The sequence below is a fragment of the Segatella copri DSM 18205 genome, from assembly GCF_025151535.1.
In the GTDB taxonomy this organism is placed as follows: domain Bacteria; phylum Bacteroidota; class Bacteroidia; order Bacteroidales; family Bacteroidaceae; genus Prevotella; species Prevotella copri.
In genome coordinates, this window is sequence record NZ_CP102288.1 from 2,630,206 (window position 1) to 2,654,418 (window position 24,213).

Below are 24,213 nucleotides of genomic sequence, written 5' to 3' on the forward strand. Positions count from 1 at the left end.
AAATAGTCACAGTTCTACGGTTCATCGGTTCTAACAATTAGTTCCGTTCGGTTGCCGGCAGTTGCCAACAAGGTTGCTGACATATGTCGATAATTCTGTTGGCATATGTCAGGAACCTTGTTGGCATATGTCAGGAACATTGTTGACATATGTCAGGAACATTGTTGACATATGCCAACAATTCTGCTGGGATATGGCAGCAACCCTACAAATCTAATTCCTCAGACCAACAGATACGTTATCTATAAGCATAAGATATATCTGTTTCAGACTTATTATCTGCAAAGAATAAATAGAATATCATACTGACTGCAGGGAGCGAAATACTTGACATACCACAAAAAAGAAAACGTTTACGGCACTTTTTAGTTAAAAAATTTGGGTATATTGCACATTTTTCGTAATTTTGCGCACGATTTCAACGACTAGAACCAAACAAAGTGGTTTTACACCTTATTATATATATAGAGAATGATATATGTAGGGGATTGTCGTTAGTATAAACAAAAGTATTAAGATAACAATGACTCACAATTTGTTAAAAGGCAAGCGTGGCATCATCTTCGGTGCACTCAATGAGGAATCAATCGCTTGGAAAGTAGCTGTAAAGGCTGCTGAAGAGGGTGCTACTATCGCACTTAGTAATACAGCTATGGCTTTGCGTATGGGTACGCTGGATAAGCTCGCTGAACAGATCAACGCTCCTATCATCGCAGCTGATGCGACTAGCGTAGAAGACTTGGAAAAGGTATTCACAGAGGCTCAGGAGAAACTCGGTGGCAAAATCGACTTCGTGCTCCACTCTGTAGCTATGAGCCCTAACGTTCGCAAGCATCGTACATACGATGACCTCGACTACAACTTCCTGAACAAGACATTGGACATCTCTGCTATCTCTTTCCACAAGATGTTGCAGGTAGCCAAGAAGTTGGATGCTATCAATGAGTGGGGTTCTGTAGTAGCTCTCACATACGTAGCTTCTCAGCGTACATTCTTCGGTTACAACGATATGGCTGATGCCAAGAGCATGCTCGAAAGTATCGCCCGCAGCTTCGGTTACATCTACGGTCGTGAGAAGCACGTGCGTATCAACACCATCTCTCAGAGCCCTACAGCTACAACAGCAGGTAAGGGTATCAAGGATATCGAGAACATGATGGACTTCGCCGACAAGATGTCTCCACTCGGAAACGCCGTAGCTGAGGATTGCGCTAACTACTGCGTGATGATGTTCTCTGACTTCACCCGCAAGGTAACCATGCAGAACCTCTTCCACGATGGTGGTTTCTCATCAATGGGTATGAGCCTCCGTGCCATGAACCAGTATGCTAAGGATATGGCTCCTTATGAGGATGAGAACGGTAATGTTATCTACGGATAATCAGGCAGAAGAGAAAAAATCTCACTAATATACAAACAGGTATGTTCAGTAAAAAATCTGAGCATACCTGTTTTTTTATTCATATCCACCCTCTATCTTAAACTTGGCAACAAGCGGAAGATGATCGCTGTATCCACCCAAATATCGTGGACCGAGATAGGTGCGGAAAGGTTTCTTTCCGCCATATTTCTCATCATCTTCTAAGAGAAATGGCAAATCTCCTATCTGACAACTCATCTTAAGCCGGGAAAGCGAAGGACTGAAGAGAATCTGGTCAAGACTTCGCCAATCTCCATGCCAGCGATAAGTAGCCTTGGCACCATGAGAGCCTTTGACACCAACAGATATATTAACAAGGTGATGCTGATAAAGATAACAAAGAGCCGGAGAATCGGAATAATCGTTGAAATCGCCGGCTACGATAATCCTTGCACTATCATTGAGCGCATAGATAGAATCTACAGCAGAAACCAGCTGGCTGGCTACCTGCAGGCGGTAGGGACGCGAAACCTGTTCGCCGCCACGACGGCTAGGCGCATGCAATACAAAGACATGGAGCGTATCATCATTCATAATCCGCCCCGAAGCGTAGAGAATATCTCTCGTAGGACGAGTATCAGGCAGCGGCTTGATGCGGATGGACCGGAACTGTATAAGCGCAAAAGAAGATGGCTGATAAAGCAAAGCCACATCTATGCCCCGTTCATCAGGCGAATCGGTCATCACATAATCATAATTCACACCGCGAAGAGCTGAACGCCGGGTTAAATCAAACAGCACACTATCGTTCTCCACTTCGCAAAGCGCCACAAAATCGGGAACATGCCAGGACTTCTCCGAGGGTCTTGACGGATTATCTGGGGAGGCGGTACCAACAAGCGACAAATCTTCATACCCCAAAGCTACTATAGTCTTGGAAAGATTTGCCAGCTTGCGCCAATAACGATAAGGCGTCCACTTGTAACTGCTCTGTGGCAGGAATTCATAGTCATTCTTCAACGAATCATGCCTCGTATCGAAGAGGTTTTCGCAGTTCAACTCCACAAAAGTGAGGAAACTTGATAAGATGAGAGTGAAAAACATAACATTTTATTTTGTATTGTCAACGATTTGATGTATCTTTGCAGTCGGTTTACAATGGTCCTATAGTTTAACGGATAGAACGGAGGTTTCCTAAACCTTTGATCCGAGTTCGATTCTCGGTGGGACCACGTACTTTCCTTATCATTCCAGAGATGATAAAACAATAAAGGTCGCTCCTGACAATCAGGAAGCGACCTTTATTATTTTTATATTCTTTCCAGTATCTTTCTCTATCCGACATACATCGGAAAGAGAAAGAATGAAGAGTTTCTGATTACTTAACTTCTGCAACCACCTCAGCTGGCTCTTCCTTAATCTTACGACCAAGAACGATGTAAGCCATTGGAGATGCAATGAAGATAGATGACAATGTACCGAATACAACACCCAGGATCATTGCGAATGAGAAGCTGCGGATGCTGTCACCACCGAGGATGAAGATACAGAGCAACACGAGCAATGTAGATGTAGATGTATTGATGGTACGAGCCAATGTCTCATTGATAGATGCATTGAAGAGCTGCTGACGGTCGCCCTTAGGATGCAACTTCAAGTTCTCACGGATACGGTCGAACACAACCACCTTATCGTTGATAGAGTAACCTACCACGGTCAGGATAGCACCGATGAAGGTCTGGTCAATCTCCAATGAGAATGGAACGAGACCCCACAGGAGTGAGTAGAAACCGATTACTGTCAAGGCATCGAATGCCAACGCAATAGTAGAACCTACAGAGAAGGCCACGTTGCGGAAACGTACCAGGATGTAGAGGAAGATAGCAATCAATGCGAAGAGCACACTATAGATAGCACCCATAGTGATATCCTTAGCCACAGAAGGACCTACCTTTGTACTACTGATGATAGAACCACCCTGACGAACGTCTGGATTCTTGAATGCCTCAACACTCTTCTGAGAAACCAGGTTGGCCTTCTTCAAGGCGTTGTAAAGGATAGTCTCAGCCTCATCGTCAACAGTTGGACTGTTGCTCTCAATCATATAGTTGGTAGATACACGGATAGTCTTACCGTCTGTACCGATAGCGATAGCGCCAGTATTTGCCTTGGTGCCGTCTGCATTGACGAAAGCATCGCCAAGAACAGTACGGATCTGCTCAGGCTCTACAGGATTCTCGAACTGTACTACATAGTTACGACCACCAGTGAAGTCGATACTCTTGCTCAAGCCACGAACAAAGAAGCTACCGATGAATACCACAGCTGCTACGATGGCAACGGTGAAGGTAGTCTTGTACATAGACATGAACTTATACTTCTTGCCCTGCATCAGGTTGTGAGAAACTGGAGTATCAAACTTGCAGTGCATCCACTTATCGTGGTTCAACTTGTAATCGTAAACCAGACGAGTCAGGAACACAGCAGTGAAGAATGAAACTACGATACCGATGATCCATGTAGTAGCGAAACCACGGATAGGACCTGTACCGGTAGTCAACAGGATAACACCAGTAATCAAAGATGTCAAGTTAGAGTCGAAGATAGCAGAGAAAGCGTTGCCATAACCGGCAGCTACAGCCTGCTTCATACCCTTACCGGAGCGGAGCTCCTCCTTGATACGCTCATAGATAAGCACGTTGGCATCCACGGCAGTACCCAGAGACAAGACCATACCGGCAAGACCTGGCAATGTCAAGGCTGCCTGGAAGGACGTCAGAATACCGAGTGTGAAGAATACATTGACGAGCAATGCCAGGTTAGCCATCATACCAGGAATGATGTTGTACATCATCACCATGTAAACCATCAGGAGTACGAAAGCTACAACGAATGATACAATACCCATCTGGATAGACTGTGCACCGAGTGTAGGACCTACAACCTCCTCCTGAACGATACGTGCAGGAGCTGGCATACGACCAGACTTCAATGTGTTAGCCAAGTCCTTGGTATCCTCGATAGTGAAGTTACCGGAAATCTGAGAGCTACCACCATCAATCTCGCCGTTTACACGAGGAGCAGAGTAAACTACGCCATCCAAAACGATAGCAATAGCCTTACCTACGTTAGCCTTGGTCATCTGAGCCCACTTACGTGCGCCCTCAGTATTCATCTTCATGCTAACAACAGGTGAACCCATCTGGTCGAACTCATCCTTAGCATCGGTAATTACATCACCCTCCAAAGGAGCACGACCTGTAGTGGTAGTCACCTTCAAGGCGTGAAGCTCGAAGATATTCTTAGCCTTCAGGTTATCAGCTGGCTTAGCACTCCAAAGCAGACGCAAGTCTGATGGCAAAACGCGCTTAGCCACAGCAGAGTAGATAATCTTGTTGATAGCAGCAGTATCGCGAACGCTAGCATAACCAACAGTGCTCAAACCACCACCGAGCTGCAAACGAGCCAACAATGGGTGAGCCTTGATAGCAGCAGCATTCTGAGCATCCTCGCCTACCTTGCTTGCAGCATCGTCCTTCTTCTTGATAGAGAACTTAGCCTCAGCCTTCTTTGGTTCAGCCTTAGCAACTTCTTTCTTTGCAACAGTTGAATCAGCAGCAACAGAGTCTGTCTTCTCCTCACCGTTATCACCATTAGCGATACGAGTATCAAGCTGCTGGAGATAAGGAGCGATTTCCTCTGAGTTGTATGTCTCCCAGAACTCAAGGTTTGCACTACCCTGGAGCATCTTACGCATACGCTCTGGCTGGCTGATACCTGGCATTTCTACCATGATACGGCCCTGCTGACCTTCCAACTTCTGGATGTTAGGCTGTACAACACCAAACTTATCGATACGGGTGCGGACAACATTGAAAGAGTTATCAATAGCATCCTGTACAGAAGCGCGGATAGCCTTCTCTACCTCTGCGTCGCTGCTCTGAGGAGAAACCTTGCCCTGCAACTGCTGGGTAGCGAACACTTCTGCGAGTTTATGACCTGGTGCGCTCTTATGATAAGCGTTAATGAAAAGTGACACGAAGTCACCACCGTTAGCTTCTTCCTGAGCTCTAGCTTCCTTCATGGCATTGGTAAAACCAGCGTCGGTCTTATGATCGGCAAGGTTTTCAAGTACATCAGGTACAGAAATCTCAAGAATTACATTCATACCGCCCTTAAGGTCAAGTCCAAGACCAATCTGAGTCTCCAAGCAGTTCTGGTAAGAATAAACACCTAAATACTTAACAGAATCCTTATAATCCTGCTGAGCAATAGGATCTTTAATCTTTGCAGCCTCGCTGTCATAGTAACGTGTGGCAAACGAGAATGACAAATAGAAGATACTTGCGAGTGTCAGTAAGACGGCTACACAAATTACAATTCCTTTGTTTTGCATTTCTATTTATTGTTATTAATTATTTGTTTCTTTTCAATTACTTTTAGGGATTCTTTCAAAAACCTCCATAAAGTTGTGCAAAAATAAGCATTTTTTTTCTTATATAAGAATAATTTGCTCTATTTTTGCTTTTTAGGGCGCATTTTTAGCTTACAAATGATAGGATAGTGGTCTGAAACGGCGATTTTATCATCAACTTTACATTCATAAGGCTCCCAATCGTCTGAACACATGATATTGTCAATGCGAACAAAAAAGCCTCCATGATGATAGCTGATACCCGGTCCGTTACCACTTGCAATGTAGCAATCCGTCAAATCTTTAGCTATCGTTCGATGAGCATAAGAGATAGGACCATCATTAAAGTCACCGCACAAAATAATACTCTGTTCTTTATGCTGCTGAATGTATTTTGCTACAGCCTCAGCCTCCGGAGCCCGTTTCTTTGTTGCCTCGGCAAGTTTTACAACGAGCAGTTTGGACGTTTCTTCTGCAGTATCAACCTGCAATTTTCCGATAACCAGATTCTTGAACTGGCGTCTGTCCTCTAAACTTAAGCCGGTAGTTTCCAAATGATTATTGATGAGAAGGACCTCTCTATCTTTCACTTTCAGACGATACGCTACACTCATATTTCCTTTCGATTCATAAGGAATTCGCTCTTTCGAAAGAATGGGGTATTTACTGAGCAACATAAGACAATTTCCGCCATTCACGTGCATCGTTGTATCCTGATAAGCATACATAGGCTTGAGCATACTATCTATCTGTTCAATATTCCGGGAAGTAGGACATGCTTCCTGCAGACAAACAATATCAGCATCCTGCTCCTGCAGATAAGCAATACAGATATTAGTTCCTTCGGCATCCTCTGTCTGTGCACCAAAATTCCAGGTATTATATGATAGAACTTTGATACAACCTTTTGGAGTTTCGCCAGAAAAGTTGATTGGCATATACTTGCGGACAGGAACAAAACAGATCAAGAAGCCTAAGAATGGAATAATGGCATACTTAGACCGGAAGAGCAACCAGAAAAGCAAAAAACCTAAGTTAACTATAAGAAAAACCGGGAAAAGTAAGCCAAGATTAGCCAATGCGGCGAACTTTTCCGGCTGAAAAAAGTCAGAAAAGCCCACCAGCAACATGATGATGATAGTTGCCACATTAGCACCAGCTACCATCTTATATGTAAATTCCTTAAATCCTTTAAACATTGTTTCCTACTTATTACTCTGATCAAAGAGCATCTGCTTTTCACTCTGAGTCAAGCTATCATAACCGCTTTTCCTTATCTTATCCAAGATTCTATCTATCTCTTCCTGAGATACGACCTTTTCATTGGTCTTACATTCAGCATCCTGTTCATAAGTCTGATTATAAGATTCATTCTTGGTATAAGTAAAATGCGTTCTACCTGCCCGACGCTTTCCACCGAACATACCTTTCAACTTATCGAATGCATCAGCAGAATTAGACTGATAGTAACCATTACCAATCTGCTTACGCCAATAACGGATCAGGAAGAATCCAAAGACCATACCTCCCAAATGGGCAATATGAGCCACACCGTCATCAGAGAGAGAGAATGTTGAAACCAATTCAATGACAGCATAGCCTATCACGAAGAATTTAGCTTTAATAGGAACTGGCAACGGGAAAATGAAGAGACGCTCGTTTGGATAAATCATACCAAAGGCAAGCAATATGGCATAAATAGCTCCTGAAGCACCCACGGTAGTCCATAGGTTCAGATATTGCTCCATTGTTATTCTGGCACCATTAACACTAACATAATCATAAGCTGCCATATCCTTTGCCACATAGGTAATATACTGTGCAGCTTCCTGGAACAAACCTGCTCCCACTCCACACACTATGTAATAAAAAAGGAATTTCTTTGGTCCCCAAACTCTTTCAACCACACAGCCAAACATCCATAAGGCAAACATATTAAAGAGAATATGCTGGAAACCACCATGCATAAACATGTAGGTAACTAACTGATAAATATGGAAATCGGATGCCAGGAAGAAATGAAGCCCAAACATATCTGTCAGGCCAGAACCGCCACCCATACTCTTGTCCATCAGCATGCATGCCAGGAATGCTACTACATTCACTATCAGCAAATTCTTTGTTACAATTGGAATATTGCGCATAACTTTATTTCTATAAACAGTTTAATAATCTGACTAATATTTGCATTTTGGCGACAAAATTACGAAAAATATCCGTGAAAACACCAAAAAATAGACTTATTACACTTAAATTTCAATAATTTCATCACTTTTCTGCTTTTTTTATTTGAACTTTCACAAGAAAAAGCTATATTTGTAAACGAATTCAACTAAGAAACAACAATATTATTCATTTAATAACGAAAAATTATGAACAAGACAGAATTGATTGACAAGATTGCAGCAGGTGCTGAGATTACAAAGGCACAGGCTAAGGCCGCTCTTGAAGCTACAACAAACGCATTGAAGGAAGCCCTCATTGCAGGTGACAAGATCCAGTTGGTAGGTTTCGGTACATTCAGCATTAACGAGCGTCCTGCTCGTGAGGGTATCAATCCAGCTACTAAGGAGAAGATCCAGATTGCAGCTAAAAAGGTTGCTAAGTTCAAGGCTGGTGCTGAGCTTGCAGATGCAATCAACAAATAATTGTAAAGATTATTTTAATTACAAATATAGGGCAGTCCTTTATGGCTGCCCTATATTTTTTTATTCTATTCAAGTTTATTCAAATTTAAATCTTCATGTTTGATCCTTTATTTTGGCTGCTTTCCGATATATGCCAAGATACCACCATCTACGTAGAGAATGTGACCATTCACTGCATTAGAAGCATCTGAAGCCAAGAAAACAGCAGGACCTGCCAACTCTTCGGGTTCCAACCAGCGACCTGCAGGAGTCTTTGCACAGATAAAGCTGTCGAATGGATGACGGCTACCATCAGCCTGACGCTCACGGAGAGGTGCTGTCTGAGAAGTTGCGATGTAACCAGGGCCCAAGCCATTGCACTGGATGTTGTACTCACCATACTCTGAGCAGATGTTACGTGTCAACATCTTCAAGCCACCCTTGGCAGCTGCGTATGCAGAAATTGTCTCGCGGCCCAGCTCGCTCATCATAGAACAGATGTTGATAATCTTACCATGACCCTTCTTGATCATACCAGGGATAACTGCCTTAGATACGATGAAAGGTGCAGTGAGGTCAATGTCAATAACCTGCTTAAAGTCATCTACAGACATCTCTGTCATAGGAATACGCTTGATAATACCTGCGTTGTTTACCAAAATATCAATAACACCAAGTTCCTTCTCGATGTCAGCTACCATGTTTTTCACCTGTTCCTCATCTGTTACATCACAGATATAACCCTTTGCCTCAATACCCTTTGCTTTGTAATCTGCAAGAGCCTGATCCATGTGGTGCTGGCTGCGGCAATTGAAAGCAATCTTAGCACCAGCCTTGGCATAAGCCTCAGCAATAGCGAAACCGATACCGTATGCGGCACCTGTTACGAGGGCAACCTTACCCTCCAATGAGAATAGTTTGTTAAAGTCCATACTTTTATTTTTTATAAATTGTTTGATTTGTTACGAGGGCAAAGATACAAAATAATTTTGAATATCACCCTAAATCAATACGAAAGATGCACCCTTTTTACTTATTTTCTCATTTTATTGCCTACTTTTCATCAAAATTGACCTATAATAGATGCAAAGAGCTTGTTGTATCCGAACTTTATTATAAACAAAATAACCCTCCAAATCCGCAAAGACTTGAAGGGTTATTTATGACCTGTTGTCCCAGGCGGATTCGAACCACCACTGACAGAACCAAAAACTGTAGTGCTACCATTACACCATAGGACAAGCAAATCGAATGCAAAGGTAGTGGATTTTTTCTCCACTACCAAATATTTTCAATACTTTTAACGATTACTTAACGGTAATCAAGAAGTAGTTCTTCTTACCTTTCTGAACCAAAAGATACTTACCGTCAATCAGGTCATCAGCAGTTACAACCTGATCGAAAGCAGCGAGTTTCTCCTTGTTGAGTGAAACGCCACCACCCTTAACGAGCTTGCGCATCTCGCTCTTGCTTGGGAAAATCTGCATGCCCTCCTGATTGAAGAGATCTACAGCAGTTCCACCGAGCAGGTTCTTGTCGAGGTCGTAGTGAGGAACATTAGCGAATACATCATTCAATGTAGCCTCATCGAGCTGCGCCAAGTTCTCCTTGGTTGCCTTACCGAAGAGGATGTTGCTGGCTGCGATAGCCATATCCAAATCCTCCTGAGAATGAACCATTATGGTAACCTCCTCAGCCAAACGCTTCTGAAGTACACGGCGGCCTGGGTCCTGCTTGTGCTCCTCTACGAGAGCATCAATAGTCTCCTTATCGAGGTCGGTAAAGATCTTGATATACTTCTCTGCGTCGTCATCGCTTACGTTCAACCAGAACTGGTAGAAAGCGTAAGGAGTAGTGCGGTTACGGTCCAACCAGATGTTACCGCTCTCTGTCTTACCGAACTTCTTACCGTCTGCCTTGGTAATCAATGGGCAAGTGAGGCAGAAGCACTCTGCATCGTTACCCAATGTACGGTGAATCAGCTCAGTACCGGTAGTCATGTTACCCCACTGGTCGTTACCACCCAACTGGAGACGAACACCATACTTCTCATACTGATAGAGGAAGTCGTAGCCCTGGAGCAACTGATAGGTGAACTCAGTGAAAGACAAGCCGTCGCGAGCCTCACCGTTCAAGCGCTTCTGCACGCTATCCTTCGCCATCATGTAGTTTACAGTGATATGCTTACCAACCACACGAGCGAAATCGAGGAAGGTGAAGTCCTTCATCCAGTCGTAGTTGTTCACCAACTCTGCCTTGTTAGGCTCATTGCCATCGAAGTCGAGGAACTTAGATACCTGCTTCTTGATAGCTTCCTGGTTATGATAGAGAGTCTCTGAATCGAGAAGATTGCGCTCCTGGCTCTTGCCAGAAGGGTCGCCAATCATACCCGTGGCACCGCCGACGAGGAGATAAGGCTTATGGCCACAACGCTGCAAGTGGCGCAACATCATGATACCACAAAGGTGACCGATGTGCAGAGAGTCTGCAGTAGGGTCGGTTCCGAGATAGGCAGACACCATGTGGGTGTTGAGATATTCCTCAGTACCTGGCATTATCTGCGCCAGCATACCACGCCATTTCAATTCTTCAACAAAATTTTTTGCCATAGAATATGATTTTTTATTATATTATATAATATGTATAAGGGGCCCAACAATACAGTCGGAAACTTACGGTACGGGATCATAACCCGAACCACCCCAAGGATTGCATCTTAAGATGCGCCAAACAGCCAAAGCCAGTCCCTTAAAGGGACCATGCTTCAGGATGGCTTGTCTCGCATACTCTGAGCAAGTGGGCTGAAAGCGACAGGAAGGTGGCGTATAAGGAGTAATACACTTCTGATAAAACAATATCGGCAGTATAAGAATCCATACCAACACCTTTCTCATGCCATGTGCTATCATAAAGAGAATCTTCATCATAAACTGCTCTCTTTCATAACTGTTTCAGATTGCATCTCCTTGATATTATCAACCAATCTTTCCAAAAGTTTAGTCATTTTGGTTGAAACCAGCTTTGAAGGCTGCAATTGTTCTGTTTGCCAAACAAAAGCCACAAGCAATTGTTTTCCAACATAATTCTGCATACAAGTCTCCAGCTCTTGTTTTTGATAACGAAAAGCTTCACGTATCTGTCGCTTTACCCGATTGCGTTTTACTGCGTGCTTAAAATAACGCTTTGATACACTGATAAGAACTTGAACAGAAGGGGCTTGCTCATCTTTCTTGTCAACAAGAAGAAACACCATTCTCATTGGCCATGCCGTCATTGCTTTAGCACCACCTCCAAAGAGCTGTTCTATAAGTGTCAGTTTACATAGATGCTCTTTCTTTCCGAATGTTTTATTTCTGTCTGTTGACATATCTATTCTATTAAATATTTCCTATTTATTATGACGTTTCAGATAATCTGCCAAGGCACCTGTCATAGATGGAAAAGCTTTATTAGGAGCCTCCAGATCAAGGCGTAAGCCCTCTTCTTCAACCGTTTTTGCTGTAGCAGGACCAAAAGCGCCAACAGCGATATTCCCTTGTTCAAAATTAGGGAAATTCTTCTTCAGAGCCTTTACACCTGTTGGGCTAAAGAAAAGCATCATATCATAATCGAAGTTCTTGATTTCCTCTTCTGAGAAATCATTGCTTACAGTACGATACATTACACATTCTGTATGATTGAGTTTTTTCTCATCAAGCAAGTTGGCAATATCATCATTATGAACACTGCTTAATGGTACCAGATATTTCTCGGTTTTATGTCGAGCCATCTGTCCCATCAACCCATCAATTTTACCTGTATCACCAAAGAACACCTTACGCTTGCGATACTGAACATACTTTTGGATGTAGAGAGCGATAGTCTCTATCACACAGAAATATTTCATATCTTCAGGAATTGTGATACGCATCTCCTTAGCTAATTTAAAGTAGTTGTCTACTGCATGACGAGATGTAAATACGACAGCAGTATAGTCAAGCAAATTTATTTTCTGCTGACGGAATTCTTTAGAAGAGAGTCCCTCTACCTTAAAGAATGGACGGAACACGCATTCTACTCCATATTGAGCCTGGATATCGAAGTAAGGAGACTTCTCACTTGCAGGTTTTGGCTGAGAAACTAAAATTTTCTTTATCATTTTGTCTTAAAAGTTTATTTTCAAATAATGACTGATTAACACAAGTCCACCCCAAAGAGCGAACAAGGGTATCACTTCAAGGGCACAAAAGTACAAAAATATTTGCAGAAACACGCCATTTCTTCTAAAAAAGATAATGTAAGCCTTCAAAAAAGCCAATAATTTAACTAATCCAAGGATAGTCAACGTGTATATCACTGCTATTTGCAATGGAAAATCGAAATACGACAAAAGCATCACCATCGGGAACAAGGCCACTCCTTGACATGATATAAGGAACAAGTATGCCTTGAGCCATTGTACATTTTTTTTCTTTTCAAAGAATAGCCAACCAGAAATCACATAGAGGAACGCCTTCAACAAGAAATAGCCCCCCATACAACCAGCATATATACTGATTACCTGATATTGGTCTACGATAAACGTATCGCTGATAGATGCTTTCGAATAAATGAAATACCCGATTGCCAGCAAAAGACAGGTCTGCAACACGAAGAAGAACTGGTATCTTACTTCAGAACTGGTCTCCGTCACCTCTGTTGTACCGATGCGTGGAGTACGGAAGAAGGTTTTTGCCTGGCGTATAACAAAATGCTTAGATTTAGAGAATGCTATACAAGCCAAGAGAAAACAGACCAACAGCAATGAAGTAATAAAGCTATCACCAGCTACCGTATAGGGAACAGGATCACCTGCCACCCCTAAGCGTCCACCCTTTAATTCCGGATGAAACAGAGAATCTTTTGAAAAGAATGACTCACGATAATATTGTGGCAAACTTACATCCCTAAAACTCTTACCTGCCTTATGTCCTGGCAAGTGTAATGTATCCGGCATCTCGCTCCAATGAATCTCACTGGGCTTGATATGTGCCCTAATCATGGAGTCCTGCTGAGCTGGCGTTGCATTCTTAGGCAGCCAGCTCAACACCTCTTTGGGTGTGAGCTGGCTGCTATGTTGCCTGAGCACTTGCTGTTGCGATTCAGCCTCAAGTGCGGCATCTGTCTGTATCGAATCTGCCTGTTGCACCATTCCTTAAAGTCCGAAAACTTTCTTGATTTCGTCTACCTTATCTAATTTTTCCCATGTAAAGAGTTCTACCTTCACAGTTTTAGCCTCATGATATCGGCTGGTGAAGGTTTTCTCTACTATCTCATTCTTACGTCCCATGTGTCCATATGCCGCAGTTTCCTGGAACATTGGCTGGCGCAATTTCAACTGGCGCTCGATTGCTTTAGGACGAAGATCAAACATTTCTGCAATTTTCTTTGCAATCTCGCCGTCAGTCATATTCACATGGCTTCTACCGTAAGTATTTACATAGATACTAACCGGTTCTGCCACACCGATAGCATAACTTACCTGAACCAACATTTCATCTGCAACGCCGGCAGCAACCATATTCTTTGCAATATAACGGGCAGCATAAGCAGCCGAACGGTCAACCTTACTGCTATCCTTTCCTGAGAAAGCACCACCACCATGAGCGCCCTTACCTCCATAAGTATCTACAATGATCTTACGACCGGTAAGCCCTGTATCTCCATGAGGACCACCAATCACGAACTTACCTGTAGGGTTTACGAAGTACTTGATGTCATCATTGAAGAGAGCCAACACCTTATCACTCAGGTGAGTCTTTACTCTTGGAATCAGGATATTGATTACATCCTCACGAATCTTTGCCAGCATAGCATCATCATCGTCCTCACCATTTGCCTTCTTGATGAAATCATCATGCTGGGTAGAAACTACGATGGTATCGATGCGCTGTGGGATATTATCGTCTGAGTATTCGATAGTTACCTGGCTCTTAGAGTCAGGACGGAGATAAGTCATCACCTTGCCCTCCTTGCGGATATCTGCAAGTACACGCATGATGAGCTGAGCCAAGTCGAGTGATACCGGCATATAATTTTCGGTTTCCGTTGTAGCATAACCGAACATCATACCCTGGTCGCCTGCACCCTGATTCTCATCCTCCTCACGACTTACACCGCGGTTAATATCATCGCTCTGTTCATGAATAGCAGTAAGCACACCACAAGAGTCGCCGTCAAACTGATATTCGCTCTTGGTATAACCGATTTTCTTGATAGTCTTGCGGGCAATGGTCTGCAAATCAACATAAACGTTAGAGCGAACCTCACCCATGATTACTACCTGACCAGTAGTACAAAAGGTTTCGATGGCGCAATGAGCGTGGTCATCGTAAGCCAAAAACTGGTCAAGCAATGCATCTGAAATCTGATCAGCCACTTTATCTGGATGTCCTTCAGAAACTGATTCTGATGAAAAAAAATATGCCATATTTTCTTACTTTATTTCTATTAATTATTGATATTCATTATTTTGCGGCTGCAAAGTTACTCATATTTTTTCAGATTTTGTCATATTCCTATATAAAAAACGTCAATTCCTTGTGCTTTATCTGTTATTCGGGCATCTTTTGTCTGTTTTATCAGAATCAAGCACTTGGTTTTCTTCACTATATTTGATATTTCGAGGATGATGTTCCAAGATAGCTCTGCGCAAATCTGAAGTTTCAAGATGAGTATAAATCTCTGTGGTTCCAATATCTTCATGCCCCAACAAGGCCTGAATTACCCTCAGATCGGCTCCACCTTTCAACAAGGCTGTAGCAAAACTATGGCGTAAAGTATGAGGAGAAATGGTTTTCTTGATTCCTGCATCATAAGCCGCATTTTTTATCATGATAAGTATCATATTGCGTGTGAGATGAGCACCTCTACGATTCAAGAAGACATAGTCTTCCTCACCTGGCTTGATTGTCATCAGATTCCGGTCTATATACCAAAGATTGATTTCTTTCAGAGCCTTACCAGAAATAGGAACGATGCGTTCCTTGTTACCTTTACCTATGACCCTAATAAACTTTTCTTCTTCAAACACATCGCTTTTCTTTAGATTCACAAGTTCCGAAACGCGAAGGCCACAGGAGAACAGGATTTCTATAATCGCCTTATTACGCTGTCCCTCCCATTTTTCCAAATCGATAGCCGCTTCAAGCATGTCAACCTCTTCTACAGATAAATACTCCGGCAAATGCTTTCCTATTTGGGGAGAAACCAGCAATTCGGTCGGATCGTCTTTTATATAATCATCAAGCACCAGATACCGGTAGAAAGAACGGATTCCGCTCAAAATCCGAGCTTGTGAACGAGCAGAAACACCACGATCATGCAAACTTGCAGAAAAATTCTCCAAGTCTTCCAATTTCATTTCCGTCAGCACCAAATTGTTCTTATCAGCATACTCCAAGAGAAAATTCAAGTCATGGTAATAGGCATCCAACGTATTTTTGGAGAAATTACGCCCCAACTTGAGGTATCTCATATAGTTCTTTATAATTTCATTCCTCATTTTTTGTCTGTTTCCTTAATTTATTGTATCTTTGCATCGTCTTTGCATAAGACAGGAGAGTACAAAAGATCTCTGCCGCAAAGATACGAAAAAAATATGGATTACGATTAAAAATCAAGTAAATATGAAGATACAAATTATTAATGGTCCAAACTTGAACCTTCTTGGTGTAAGAGAACCCGGTATTTATGGTAGCAATTCTTTCGAGAGTTATCTGCCTAAGCTGAAAGCGAAATTCCCTGATATTGAGATAGAGTACTTTCAGAGCAACATTGAAGGCGAGTTAATCAACAAGCTGCAGGAAGTAGGTTTTTCCTATGATGGTGTAGTACTCAATGCTGGCGCCTATACTCATACCAGCATCGCCTTGCAGGATTGTATTCGCAGTTTGAAATGCCCTTGCGTTGAAGTACACATCTCTAATGTGCATAAACGTGAAGAGTTCCGCCATCATTCATATATTTCCTGTGCTTGCCTGGGCGTAATCTGCGGTTTCGGTCTGGCTTCTTACGAACTTGCCATTTCAGGAATCTTAGCACAGAAAGAAACAGAAGAGTAAGATTTCCGTTACTCTAAATCTATCAGATTATGACAGAGACTGAACTCATAGACAAATATATCTGCCAGCATATAGAGCCTGAAGGCGATTATCTGTATCGTCTTTACCGCGCCACCAATATACATACTATCCATGGACGTATGGCTAGCGGCCATATTCAGGGCAGACTTCTCAAGATGCTTGTAGAGATGATTCGCCCGAAGAATATTCTGGAAGTAGGCACATTTAGTGGATATAGTGCTATCTGCCTGGCCCAGGGATTGCAGGAAGGTGGAAAACTCTACACTTTCGAAATCAATGATGAGATGGAAGATTTTACCCGTCCCTGGATAGAAGGTTCGAATGTTGCCGACAAGATTGACTTCCGCATCGGTGATGCCAACATAGAAGCGCCCCAACTAGGCGTAAAATTCGATATGGCTTTTGTTGATGGCGATAAGCGTACCTATATAGAAACGTATGAAATGGTTATGAGCATCCTGAACCCTGGAGGCTACATCCTTGCAGACAATACTCTTTGGGATGGTCACGTCATCGATCCTGCCTACGACCGAGACCACCAGACTCAAGGCATTCGGGCTTTCAATGATTTAATAGCAAAAGATCCTAGGGTAGAGGTTGTTATCTTACCACTACGCGATGGTCTTACACTCATCAGGAAAAAATAAAAAATCAATTAGAACAAGAAATGGCATGAATCCCCCATGAAAGATTCATGCCATTTCTTTTAGTATATGCACCCAAGTATAAGAAATTATGTAGGTTTTAACTCAACAGCCTTTTACTCAGCGCTCTTACTGGATACCATACAGCAAGCCAACCTACAGCAATTACAGTAACGAAGATAATGGCAACATCTGAGTAATGGACACTTACCGGATAAGCATCAACAATAAAGGAGCCTTCAGAATCTCCCAGACGTACAAATCCATATTGCTGCTGCAAAAAGCAGAGGAGCAAGCCCAATCCAATACCGATAACAGCACCTATCACAGCTATCATTCTACCTTCAAAAAGAAATACTCTGGTAATCTGCTTATCGTTAGCTCCAAGATTACGAAGAGTCACTACATCATTTTTCTTATCAATAATAAGCATAGAAAGCGACCCGATGATATTGAAACATGCAACAACTAAGATAAAGGTCAGGAAGATATAAGCAATCATCTTCTCTATCGACATAATTTTAAAGGTATCTTCCTGTTGTTCAAATCTGTCAAGCACTTTATATTTATTACCAGCTATCTGCTGCATCTCAGCCTTTACAGCATCCAGATTGCTACCTGGTTTCAAGCGTAATTCCAAATCAGAGAGCATACCTTGCTGTCCAAAGAGATTACGGGCAAATGAAATAGAAGTGATGATGTAGTTTTTATCATACTTAGCCTGTTTGACGGCAAAAAGTACGCCAGGAGAGTTGAGCGAGTCAACAACAAAGCCATCACCTGGGTTAGTCATATCCAGCTGTCCTTCCTTTTTAGGAGCATAGATTTTCAGGAAACCATCCCATTGTGCTCCTATGCCTAAATTCTGGGCAAGACGGATACCTACTGTTCCATATTCCAGATTGGCAGCATGCAAGGAGAAGGAGCCATCACCATATAAAATATCTGTAATATGAGAAAGTTCTGCAAAATTATCATCTACACCCTTGATTTTCACCATAGCCTGATGATCATTATAGATTGCAAGAGCTTGATCTTCTACGGTTTCTGTTGCAACATCTACCTGCGGCAAAAGACGAATCTTAGTAAGAATAGGATCATCTGCAGGTGCAGTCTTTCCCTCAACAGGCACAACCTTGAGTTGTGGGTCAAAACTCGTAAAGAGTGAAGCTACCAGGTCATGGAAGCCGTTAAAAACACTCAGAACGATGACCAGAGCCATCGTAGCTACCGCCACTCCTATTACAGAAATAGAACTGATGACGTTGATGACGTGCGTACTTTTCTTTGAGAAAAGATACCTGCGAGCTATAAAGAATGGGAAATTCATAATTCTATCTTACCTTATTTATATAACAGTATAGGGAGTCAAGAATTGCCGTCTTAACTCCCTTGTCTTTTTACTTCCTTACTCTTTTACTTTTTCAAGAGTTCATCAATGTGCTCCAAATAATCGAGACTATCATCAAGGAAGAAACGGAGTTCAGGAATAATACGTAACTGGTTTCTCACTTTTTTACCCAAGTCGAAACGGATCGTCTTCTCATTTGCATTGATATTCTTCAAAATCTCCTCTCCTTTTTCAGAAGGGAACACACTCAAGTAAGCAGTACAGATACTGAGATCTGGACTTACTCTAACCTTAGTAACACTTACCATCACACCATGCATCATGCGGGTTTGTGACTGGAAGATAAGACTCAACTCCTTCTGGAGAAGTCTTGATATACGGTTTTGTCTTGTTTCTTGCATAACTATTAACTATAAATTATTAACTATAATACTATTCAAGATCTACATGTGTAACCTCCACCTGTTCATGAAGGAAAATCTGTGCAGATTCCTTGAATTTATCCTCACTCTCTGTTGTGAGATATCGGCAAGAGCCTGTTTTGGTTATCATCTGTTCCATCTGCGGATGGCGGTTCAGATAATCTTTCAGACTGTTTGCTACATATTGTCCTTGCGGAACCACTCTTACGCCATCAGGAAGATTCTTCACAATGCTGCTCATAAGAAGCGGATAATGCGTGCAACCCAAAATAATGGTATCAATATCAGCGTCCTTCAGCATCAGCTGGTCGATGCGTTTCTTTACGAAATAATCAGCTCCCGGACTATCTGCTTCATTGGCTTCCACGATGGCAGCCCAAAGCGGACAAGCCACGCCACTCACCTGAATCTCTGGCCAAAGTTTCGAAATTTCCATATTATAACTTTGGCTTTTAATAGTACCTTCTGTAGCCAGAAGTCCCACGTGATTACTCTTGGTAATAGTACCAATTACTTCGGCAGTAGGGCGGATAATACCCAGAACTCTTCTGCTGGGATCCAACTCAGGAATATCGCGCTGCTGCAAAGAACGTAGTGCTTTAGCCGAAGCCGTATTACATCCCAGGATAACGAGATGACACCCCATAGAGAAAAGTTTAAGCACAGCCTGGCGTGTGAACTTATAAACCACCTCAAACGAACGCGAGCCATAAGGAGCACGAGCGTTATCACCCAAGTACATATAATCATACTGAGGCATCGTCTGGCGCAACCCATGCAGGATGGTCAGTCCGCCATAACCAGAATCAAAGACACCGATTGGTCCGGGATTAGAAGGCAACATCATTTCAAAGTCTCCTCCAGCAAAGCTGTAATATCCTCCCCCATCTCTTCGTTGAGATAAGGAGCTGCATTATTGTCCGTATTGATGATAAAGGCAAAGCCCTTCTGCTTGCCAATCTTTTTAGCTTCCTCGTTTATTTTTGCTTTGAGCGGAGCATAAGCATCATTCTCTGCTTGCTGCAACAGGCGGGTAGCCTCAGCCTTGAAGGCAATATTTTTCTCCATCAATTCACGCAATTCAGCCTGACGTTTCTCCAGGATTGTCTTGGCATAAGTGCGCTGTCCATCAAGAAATTCCTCATACTTAGCATTAAACTCTGTTTCTACACGTTTCGTTTCTGCATCGTATTTCTCACGGAGTTCATCCATATTATGCTTGGCTATAGCGTAACCAGGCATAGTATGAAAAACCTTATCAAAACTAAAGTAGCCAAAATGCAAAGGAGCAGATACAGCAATCTGTTGTTGCTGAACCTTTGCTGCAGGCGTTGTATGCTGGGCTGAAACAGTCAAAGAGATGAGAGCAAAAGCCAGAAATAAGAGATTCTTTTTCATGATGAGTGATACCGTTTATGATGAATACCTTATAAATACCTCGTTATTGAAAATGAGAAATAAGGGCAAGCACTTCTGCCTGCCCTCAATCTATATTCTTTTTATTTGCCTTGATTACTTAATCTTAGCCTGTACTTCCTTAGTAACGTCTACTACGTTAGTACCTGTATATACAGCTGCACCATCCTCGAAGATGAAGGTGTAGTTGCCAGCCTTGCCTACAGCCTCGATAGCTGTACGTACCTTTGCTACGATAGGCTGCATGAGTTCGCTGCTCTTCTTCTGCAACTCCTGCTGACCATCCTGGTAAGCCTGCTGAATTTTCTGCTGGAGAGTCTGCAACTCAGTTTCCTTCTGCTGCTTTGCTGTAGCGTTCATTGTGCTGGAACCCTTCTGATACTCGTCAGCCTTACGCTGGAACTCATCCTGCATAGACTTCAAGTCATTCTCCTTCTGCTTCTGGAGAGCTTCCATCTCGCCATTAGCCTTAGCTACATCTGGCAAAGACTGCATAATCTGCTGAGTATTTACTTTACCAAACTTCTGAGCCATCATAGTCATTGGTGCACAGAGCATCAACATTAAAATAAGCTTTTTCATTGTTCTATTCTTTTTAATTATTAATTTCTAAATGAAGTTTTCATGCCGCCAACCATTGGCACATGCACTTACCGGCTGCAAATATACAATTATTATTTGGAATAACCTAATTTTTGGAGCACTTCGTTGCTAATATCTATCTTAGGAGAGCCAAAGATGATGCCGCTGTTGCTAGCTCTATCGAGAACAAGCGAATATCCGCGCAGGTCTGAAATCTCTTTTACGGCTGTATAAATCTCTTCCTGAATAGGTCCCATCAATGCCTCACGCATCTTATAAAGGTCGCCCTCTGCACCAAAATATTTTTTCTTCAAATCGCTAGCCTCCTTCTCTTTCTGCATGATGGCATCCTGCTTAGCCTTCTTCTGCTCCTGGGAAAGGAACACTACCTCGTTCTGATAGTTCTTATACATGGTGCTTGCCTCTGTGTTAAGAGCTTCTACCTCAGCCTGCCATTTGCGGCTTACCTGATTCAGCTGCTCGTTAGCACGCTCATAAGCGGGTACATTCTTCAAGATGTACTCCATATCTATCAATGCATATTTCTGTGCATGTGCTGAGATGGCTGCTACAGCCATCATCAGCATCAATACTATTTTCTTCATAAAACCCATTTTTAGAATTCCTGACCTAAGATGAAGTGGAACTGGCTTCCACCCTTCTTATATGAGCTACCATTCCATACTGTATCGAAACCGTAAGCCCAGTCAATACCCATCAGACCAACCATAGGCAAGAAGATACGTACACCGACACCGGCACTACGTTTCATGCTGAATGGGTTGAACTTCTTGGTTTCATACCAGGCGTTACCAGCCTCTACGAAGGTCAAACCGTAAATGGTTGTGTTACCTAAGAGGAATGGATAGCGAAGCTCCAATGAGAAGCGGTCGTATGCATAAGCATAGTAACCGGTTGTAGGACTGTAAGATACAGAACCATTCTCATAACCGCGGAGTCCGATTGTTTCCTCACCATAATATGATGAGTATCCACTCATACCGTCACCACCCACATAGTAGGTCTCGAACGGACTCTTCTTATACTTGTTATAAGAACCGAGCAAACCGAGTTCTACACGGGTCATCAATACGAAGCACTTCTGACCCTCTGTGAGTGCAGTATAAGTCTTTGCCTTGAACTTCCACTTATGGTATTCAATCCATCTGTACTTCTCCTGCTGCTCTGCAGAATAGGTTGGCGACTTAGAATCCTTGGCAAGATTCTTGTAGTCCTTGTTGTCGAACGCACTCCATGGTGGAGTAAGGTTGACACTTGCCTCAAACTCAGAACCACGACGTGGGAAGAGTTGGTTATCGGTTGATGTTCGGTTCAATGCGATGGTCAAGTTCAAGTTGTTCGCATTACCGTTGGTCATCAACATATAGCTCCAGTTCTTCATCATGTAGCGCTGGTAAGCCAACTGTACAGACAAGGTGAAGTAATCATCCGGCCAACGGAGGCGCTTACCCCAACCGAGGCTTACACCCACCATCTGGATATACTTGTCTGGATCGTAATAATTCTCGTAGTTATTATAGTAACTGGAACCATAACCATACATATAGCTGTAATAGTTGTTCATGTAAGCACTATTGTAATAGTTGCTTGACACGTCGGTACTCTTACTGTAGTATGCACCTACGCTGAACTGGATAGGGCGCTTGCCGCCAAACCAGTTGGTAGAGTAGCTTACGTTATAGCTCTGGTAGTAGGTACCATTGGTCTGTGCACCGATACTCAGCACCTCACCATCACCGATAGGCATGATACCACGATGCTCCTTGTTCTTGTTGAAGAGGTTTGCCATAGAGAAGTTGTTGAGCTTCAAGCCCACACGTCCGATGACACCCGTCTGACCCCAACCGAGCGAGAACTCAATCTGGTCGTTACTCTTCTGCTCCAGGTTCCAGTTTACATCAACCGTACCATCTTCAGGATTAGGCTTTACATCCGGGCTAACCTTCTCAGGATCAAAGTGTCCCATAGAAGCAAGTTCACGAGCCGAACGCATCAGAGCATCCTTAGAGAAAAGGTCGCCTGGCTTGGTACGAAGTTCACGGCGCACTACGTTTTCGTAAAGACGGGTATTACCATTGATACGTACATGGCTCAGATAAGCTTGAGGTCCCTCTGTTACGCGCATCTCCAAATCGATAGAATCGCCATCAATATTGATTTCAGTCGGTTCGATACGAGAGAACACATAACCATTATTATAGTAGAGGTTAGAAACAGCGTCATCATCTTCATTCAGGCGCTTACCCAATATCTTCTGGTTATATACATCGCCCTTCTTCATGCCGAGCAATGCTTCGAGATAAGCTGAAGAGTAAACGGTATTACCTGCCCAGGAGATGTTACGGATATAGTATTTCTTACCTTCATCTACCTTGATGTAGATATTAACGTGCTTCTCATCGAAGTTGCTCACGCTATCTTCCAGAATCTGAGCATCACGGAAACCATACTCATTATATTTGTCGATGAGTTTCTGCTTATCTTCCTTCCATCTCTCAGGAGTAAACTTCTTCGACTTGAAGAAAGAGGCGAACTTACCAGCCTCATGCGTCTTGGCAAAAGCACCCTTCGAGAAGAGTCCACCCTTAATCTTGCGGTCAGAAAGCTGTTCGTTTCCATCGATTGTTATCTGATGTACCTTGATTTTTTCTTTCTTGTCAACAACAACATCCAGGATTACCTGTCCCTTGTTGGCAATATCATCGCGCTGGTTAATCTGGATATCAGCGTTCTTGAAACCCTTATCATCGAAATACTTCTTGGCGAGAATCTTGGCACGGTCGAGCATATTCGGAGTTACCTGAGTGCCCTTTACCATACCCAACTTCTGCTCCATATCTTCACGCTCGCTCTTCTTCAAACCAACATAGTTGATATTAGAGATACGTGGACGAACCGCAAGATAGATATGGAGATAAAGCTTCTCACCTACAATAGAGTCGGCAGCGATAGTCACCTTCGAGAAGAGTCCATGTTTCCAGTAGCGCTTTACGGCATTGGTAATCTCGTCGCCAGGCACAGTAATCTCATCGCCCACACTGAGGCCTGAGATACCTGTGAGAACATAGTCTTCGTAGCCCTCAACACCCGAAACATTGATACCACCAATCTTAAGGGTGCGAGGTGTACCAGCATACGAGATGTCAGGGTTTACGATTTTATCTTGTGCCTGAATCTGCATGCATGCCATTACGCCGAACAGCAGGATGAAAATCTTTTTAAATCTATTCATTTATACCTTATTATATATAATATGATTTTTCTATGCTTGTAT

At 42.8% G+C, this 24,213-nt stretch carries 23 protein-coding genes and 2 tRNA genes; 5 read left to right on the top strand and 20 right to left on the bottom strand.

Features of this window, described 5'->3' with window-relative positions:
- The first annotated feature begins 523 nt into the window (after positions 1-523).
- Complete coding sequence (locus NQ544_RS11085) at positions 524-1,381, top strand: enoyl-ACP reductase FabI (protein ID WP_006848080.1); 858 nt, start codon at positions 524-526, stop codon at positions 1,379-1,381.
- Between the two features lie 75 nt (positions 1,382-1,456).
- Here the strand turns inward: NQ544_RS11085 and NQ544_RS11090 are convergent, their stop codons facing one another.
- Positions 1,457-2,464, bottom strand: coding sequence for an endonuclease/exonuclease/phosphatase family protein (locus NQ544_RS11090; protein WP_006848081.1), 1,008 nt, complete (start codon positions 2,462-2,464; stop codon positions 1,457-1,459).
- A gap of 56 nt (positions 2,465-2,520) precedes the next feature.
- On the opposite strand from NQ544_RS11090, the gene NQ544_RS11095 reads away from it, so the two are divergent.
- Positions 2,521-2,592 (top strand) — tRNA-Arg (locus tag NQ544_RS11095).
- Positions 2,593-2,738: 146 nt separating this feature from the next.
- Here the strand turns inward: NQ544_RS11095 and secDF are convergent.
- The 3 genes from secDF to NQ544_RS11110 form a co-directional block, all read right to left on the bottom strand.
- Positions 2,739-5,756 (bottom strand): protein translocase subunit SecDF, encoded by a 3,018-nt coding sequence (gene secDF / locus NQ544_RS11100; protein WP_006848082.1) that lies wholly within the window; start codon positions 5,754-5,756, stop codon positions 2,739-2,741.
- Between the two features lie 119 nt (positions 5,757-5,875).
- The gene (locus tag NQ544_RS11105) at positions 5,876-6,973 is read right to left on the bottom strand and encodes an endonuclease/exonuclease/phosphatase family protein (protein WP_006848083.1); all 1,098 of its coding nucleotides are present in this window, start codon (positions 6,971-6,973) and stop codon (positions 5,876-5,878) included.
- A 6-nt stretch (positions 6,974-6,979) separates the two neighbouring features.
- Positions 6,980-7,918 carry a rhomboid family intramembrane serine protease gene (locus NQ544_RS11110; RefSeq protein ID WP_006848084.1) on the bottom strand — a complete coding sequence of 313 codons (939 nt, stop codon included), beginning with the start codon at positions 7,916-7,918 and terminating at the stop codon, positions 6,980-6,982.
- A 228-nt stretch (positions 7,919-8,146) separates the two neighbouring features.
- Here NQ544_RS11110 and NQ544_RS11115 point away from each other — a divergent pair, with 228 nt between their 5' ends.
- Positions 8,147-8,422 (top strand): HU family DNA-binding protein, encoded by a 276-nt coding sequence (locus NQ544_RS11115; RefSeq protein WP_006848085.1) that lies wholly within the window; start codon positions 8,147-8,149, stop codon positions 8,420-8,422.
- Between the two features lie 107 nt (positions 8,423-8,529).
- Here NQ544_RS11115 and NQ544_RS11120 read toward each other — a convergent pair whose 3' ends face one another.
- The 9 genes from NQ544_RS11120 to xerA all read right to left on the bottom strand — a co-directional run bounded on the left by NQ544_RS11120 (position 8,530) and on the right by xerA (position 15,923).
- The gene (locus NQ544_RS11120; protein ID WP_006848086.1) at positions 8,530-9,333 is read right to left on the bottom strand and encodes a gluconate 5-dehydrogenase; all 804 of its coding nucleotides are present in this window, start codon (positions 9,331-9,333) and stop codon (positions 8,530-8,532) included.
- A gap of 238 nt (positions 9,334-9,571) precedes the next feature.
- Positions 9,572-9,642 (bottom strand) — tRNA-Gln (locus NQ544_RS11125).
- A 66-nt stretch (positions 9,643-9,708) separates the two neighbouring features.
- On the bottom strand, positions 9,709-11,010 hold the full coding sequence (tyrS, locus tag NQ544_RS11130) for a tyrosine--tRNA ligase (protein ID WP_006848087.1): 1,302 nt from the start codon (positions 11,008-11,010) through the stop codon (positions 9,709-9,711).
- A 63-nt stretch (positions 11,011-11,073) separates the two neighbouring features.
- Complete coding sequence (gene yidD, locus NQ544_RS11135; RefSeq protein WP_040553354.1) at positions 11,074-11,325, bottom strand: membrane protein insertion efficiency factor YidD; 252 nt, start codon at positions 11,323-11,325, stop codon at positions 11,074-11,076.
- The gene (gene rnpA / locus NQ544_RS11140) at positions 11,325-11,768 is read right to left on the bottom strand and encodes a ribonuclease P protein component (protein ID WP_006848089.1); all 444 of its coding nucleotides are present in this window, start codon (positions 11,766-11,768) and stop codon (positions 11,325-11,327) included. The genes yidD and rnpA overlap by 1 nt, the downstream gene beginning before the upstream one ends.
- Positions 11,769-11,789: 21 nt before the next feature.
- Positions 11,790-12,539, bottom strand: coding sequence for a uroporphyrinogen-III synthase (locus tag NQ544_RS11145; protein WP_006848090.1), 750 nt, complete (start codon positions 12,537-12,539; stop codon positions 11,790-11,792).
- 6 nt (positions 12,540-12,545) lie between these two features.
- Entirely contained in the window at positions 12,546-13,571 is a 1,026-nt protein-coding gene (locus NQ544_RS11150; protein WP_006848091.1) for a DUF4271 domain-containing protein, read from the bottom strand.
- Positions 13,572-13,574: 3 nt separating this feature from the next.
- The gene (metK, locus tag NQ544_RS11155) at positions 13,575-14,849 is read right to left on the bottom strand and encodes a methionine adenosyltransferase (RefSeq protein ID WP_006848092.1); all 1,275 of its coding nucleotides are present in this window, start codon (positions 14,847-14,849) and stop codon (positions 13,575-13,577) included.
- A gap of 117 nt (positions 14,850-14,966) precedes the next feature.
- The gene (gene xerA, locus NQ544_RS11160; protein ID WP_006848093.1) at positions 14,967-15,923 is read right to left on the bottom strand and encodes a site-specific tyrosine recombinase/integron integrase; all 957 of its coding nucleotides are present in this window, start codon (positions 15,921-15,923) and stop codon (positions 14,967-14,969) included.
- A 124-nt stretch (positions 15,924-16,047) separates the two neighbouring features.
- On the opposite strand from xerA, the gene aroQ reads away from it, so the two are divergent.
- Both aroQ and NQ544_RS11170 read left to right on the top strand, forming a co-directional pair.
- Entirely contained in the window at positions 16,048-16,482 is a 435-nt protein-coding gene (aroQ, locus tag NQ544_RS11165) for a type II 3-dehydroquinate dehydratase (protein ID WP_006848094.1), read from the top strand.
- A gap of 29 nt (positions 16,483-16,511) precedes the next feature.
- Positions 16,512-17,150, top strand: coding sequence for an O-methyltransferase (locus NQ544_RS11170; RefSeq protein WP_006848095.1), 639 nt, complete (start codon positions 16,512-16,514; stop codon positions 17,148-17,150).
- A gap of 97 nt (positions 17,151-17,247) precedes the next feature.
- On the opposite strand, the gene NQ544_RS11175 is transcribed toward NQ544_RS11170, so the two are convergent.
- The 7 genes from NQ544_RS11175 to NQ544_RS11205 form a co-directional block, all read right to left on the bottom strand.
- Positions 17,248-18,477, bottom strand: a complete 1,230-nt coding sequence (locus NQ544_RS11175; protein ID WP_006848096.1) for an FtsX-like permease family protein — start codon at positions 18,475-18,477, stop codon at positions 17,248-17,250.
- 86 nt (positions 18,478-18,563) lie between these two features.
- The gene (rbfA, locus tag NQ544_RS11180; protein WP_006848097.1) at positions 18,564-18,899 is read right to left on the bottom strand and encodes a 30S ribosome-binding factor RbfA; all 336 of its coding nucleotides are present in this window, start codon (positions 18,897-18,899) and stop codon (positions 18,564-18,566) included.
- A 31-nt stretch (positions 18,900-18,930) separates the two neighbouring features.
- On the bottom strand, positions 18,931-19,767 hold the full coding sequence (murI, locus tag NQ544_RS11185; protein WP_006848098.1) for a glutamate racemase: 837 nt from the start codon (positions 19,765-19,767) through the stop codon (positions 18,931-18,933).
- Positions 19,764-20,318: an OmpH/Skp family outer membrane protein gene (locus NQ544_RS11190; RefSeq protein WP_006848099.1), complete on the bottom strand. Its 555-nt coding sequence runs from the start codon at positions 20,316-20,318 to the stop codon at positions 19,764-19,766. Before NQ544_RS11190 ends, murI begins: the two co-directional genes overlap by 4 nt.
- 114 nt (positions 20,319-20,432) lie before the next feature.
- Positions 20,433-20,918 carry an OmpH/Skp family outer membrane protein gene (locus NQ544_RS11195; RefSeq protein WP_006848100.1) on the bottom strand — a complete coding sequence of 162 codons (486 nt, stop codon included), beginning with the start codon at positions 20,916-20,918 and terminating at the stop codon, positions 20,433-20,435.
- Positions 20,919-21,010: 92 nt separating this feature from the next.
- Entirely contained in the window at positions 21,011-21,523 is a 513-nt protein-coding gene (locus NQ544_RS11200; RefSeq protein ID WP_022121518.1) for an OmpH/Skp family outer membrane protein, read from the bottom strand.
- 11 nt (positions 21,524-21,534) lie between these two features.
- On the bottom strand, positions 21,535-24,171 hold the full coding sequence (locus NQ544_RS11205) for a BamA/OMP85 family outer membrane protein (RefSeq protein WP_006848102.1): 2,637 nt from the start codon (positions 24,169-24,171) through the stop codon (positions 21,535-21,537).
- Positions 24,172-24,213 lie beyond the last annotated feature (42 nt).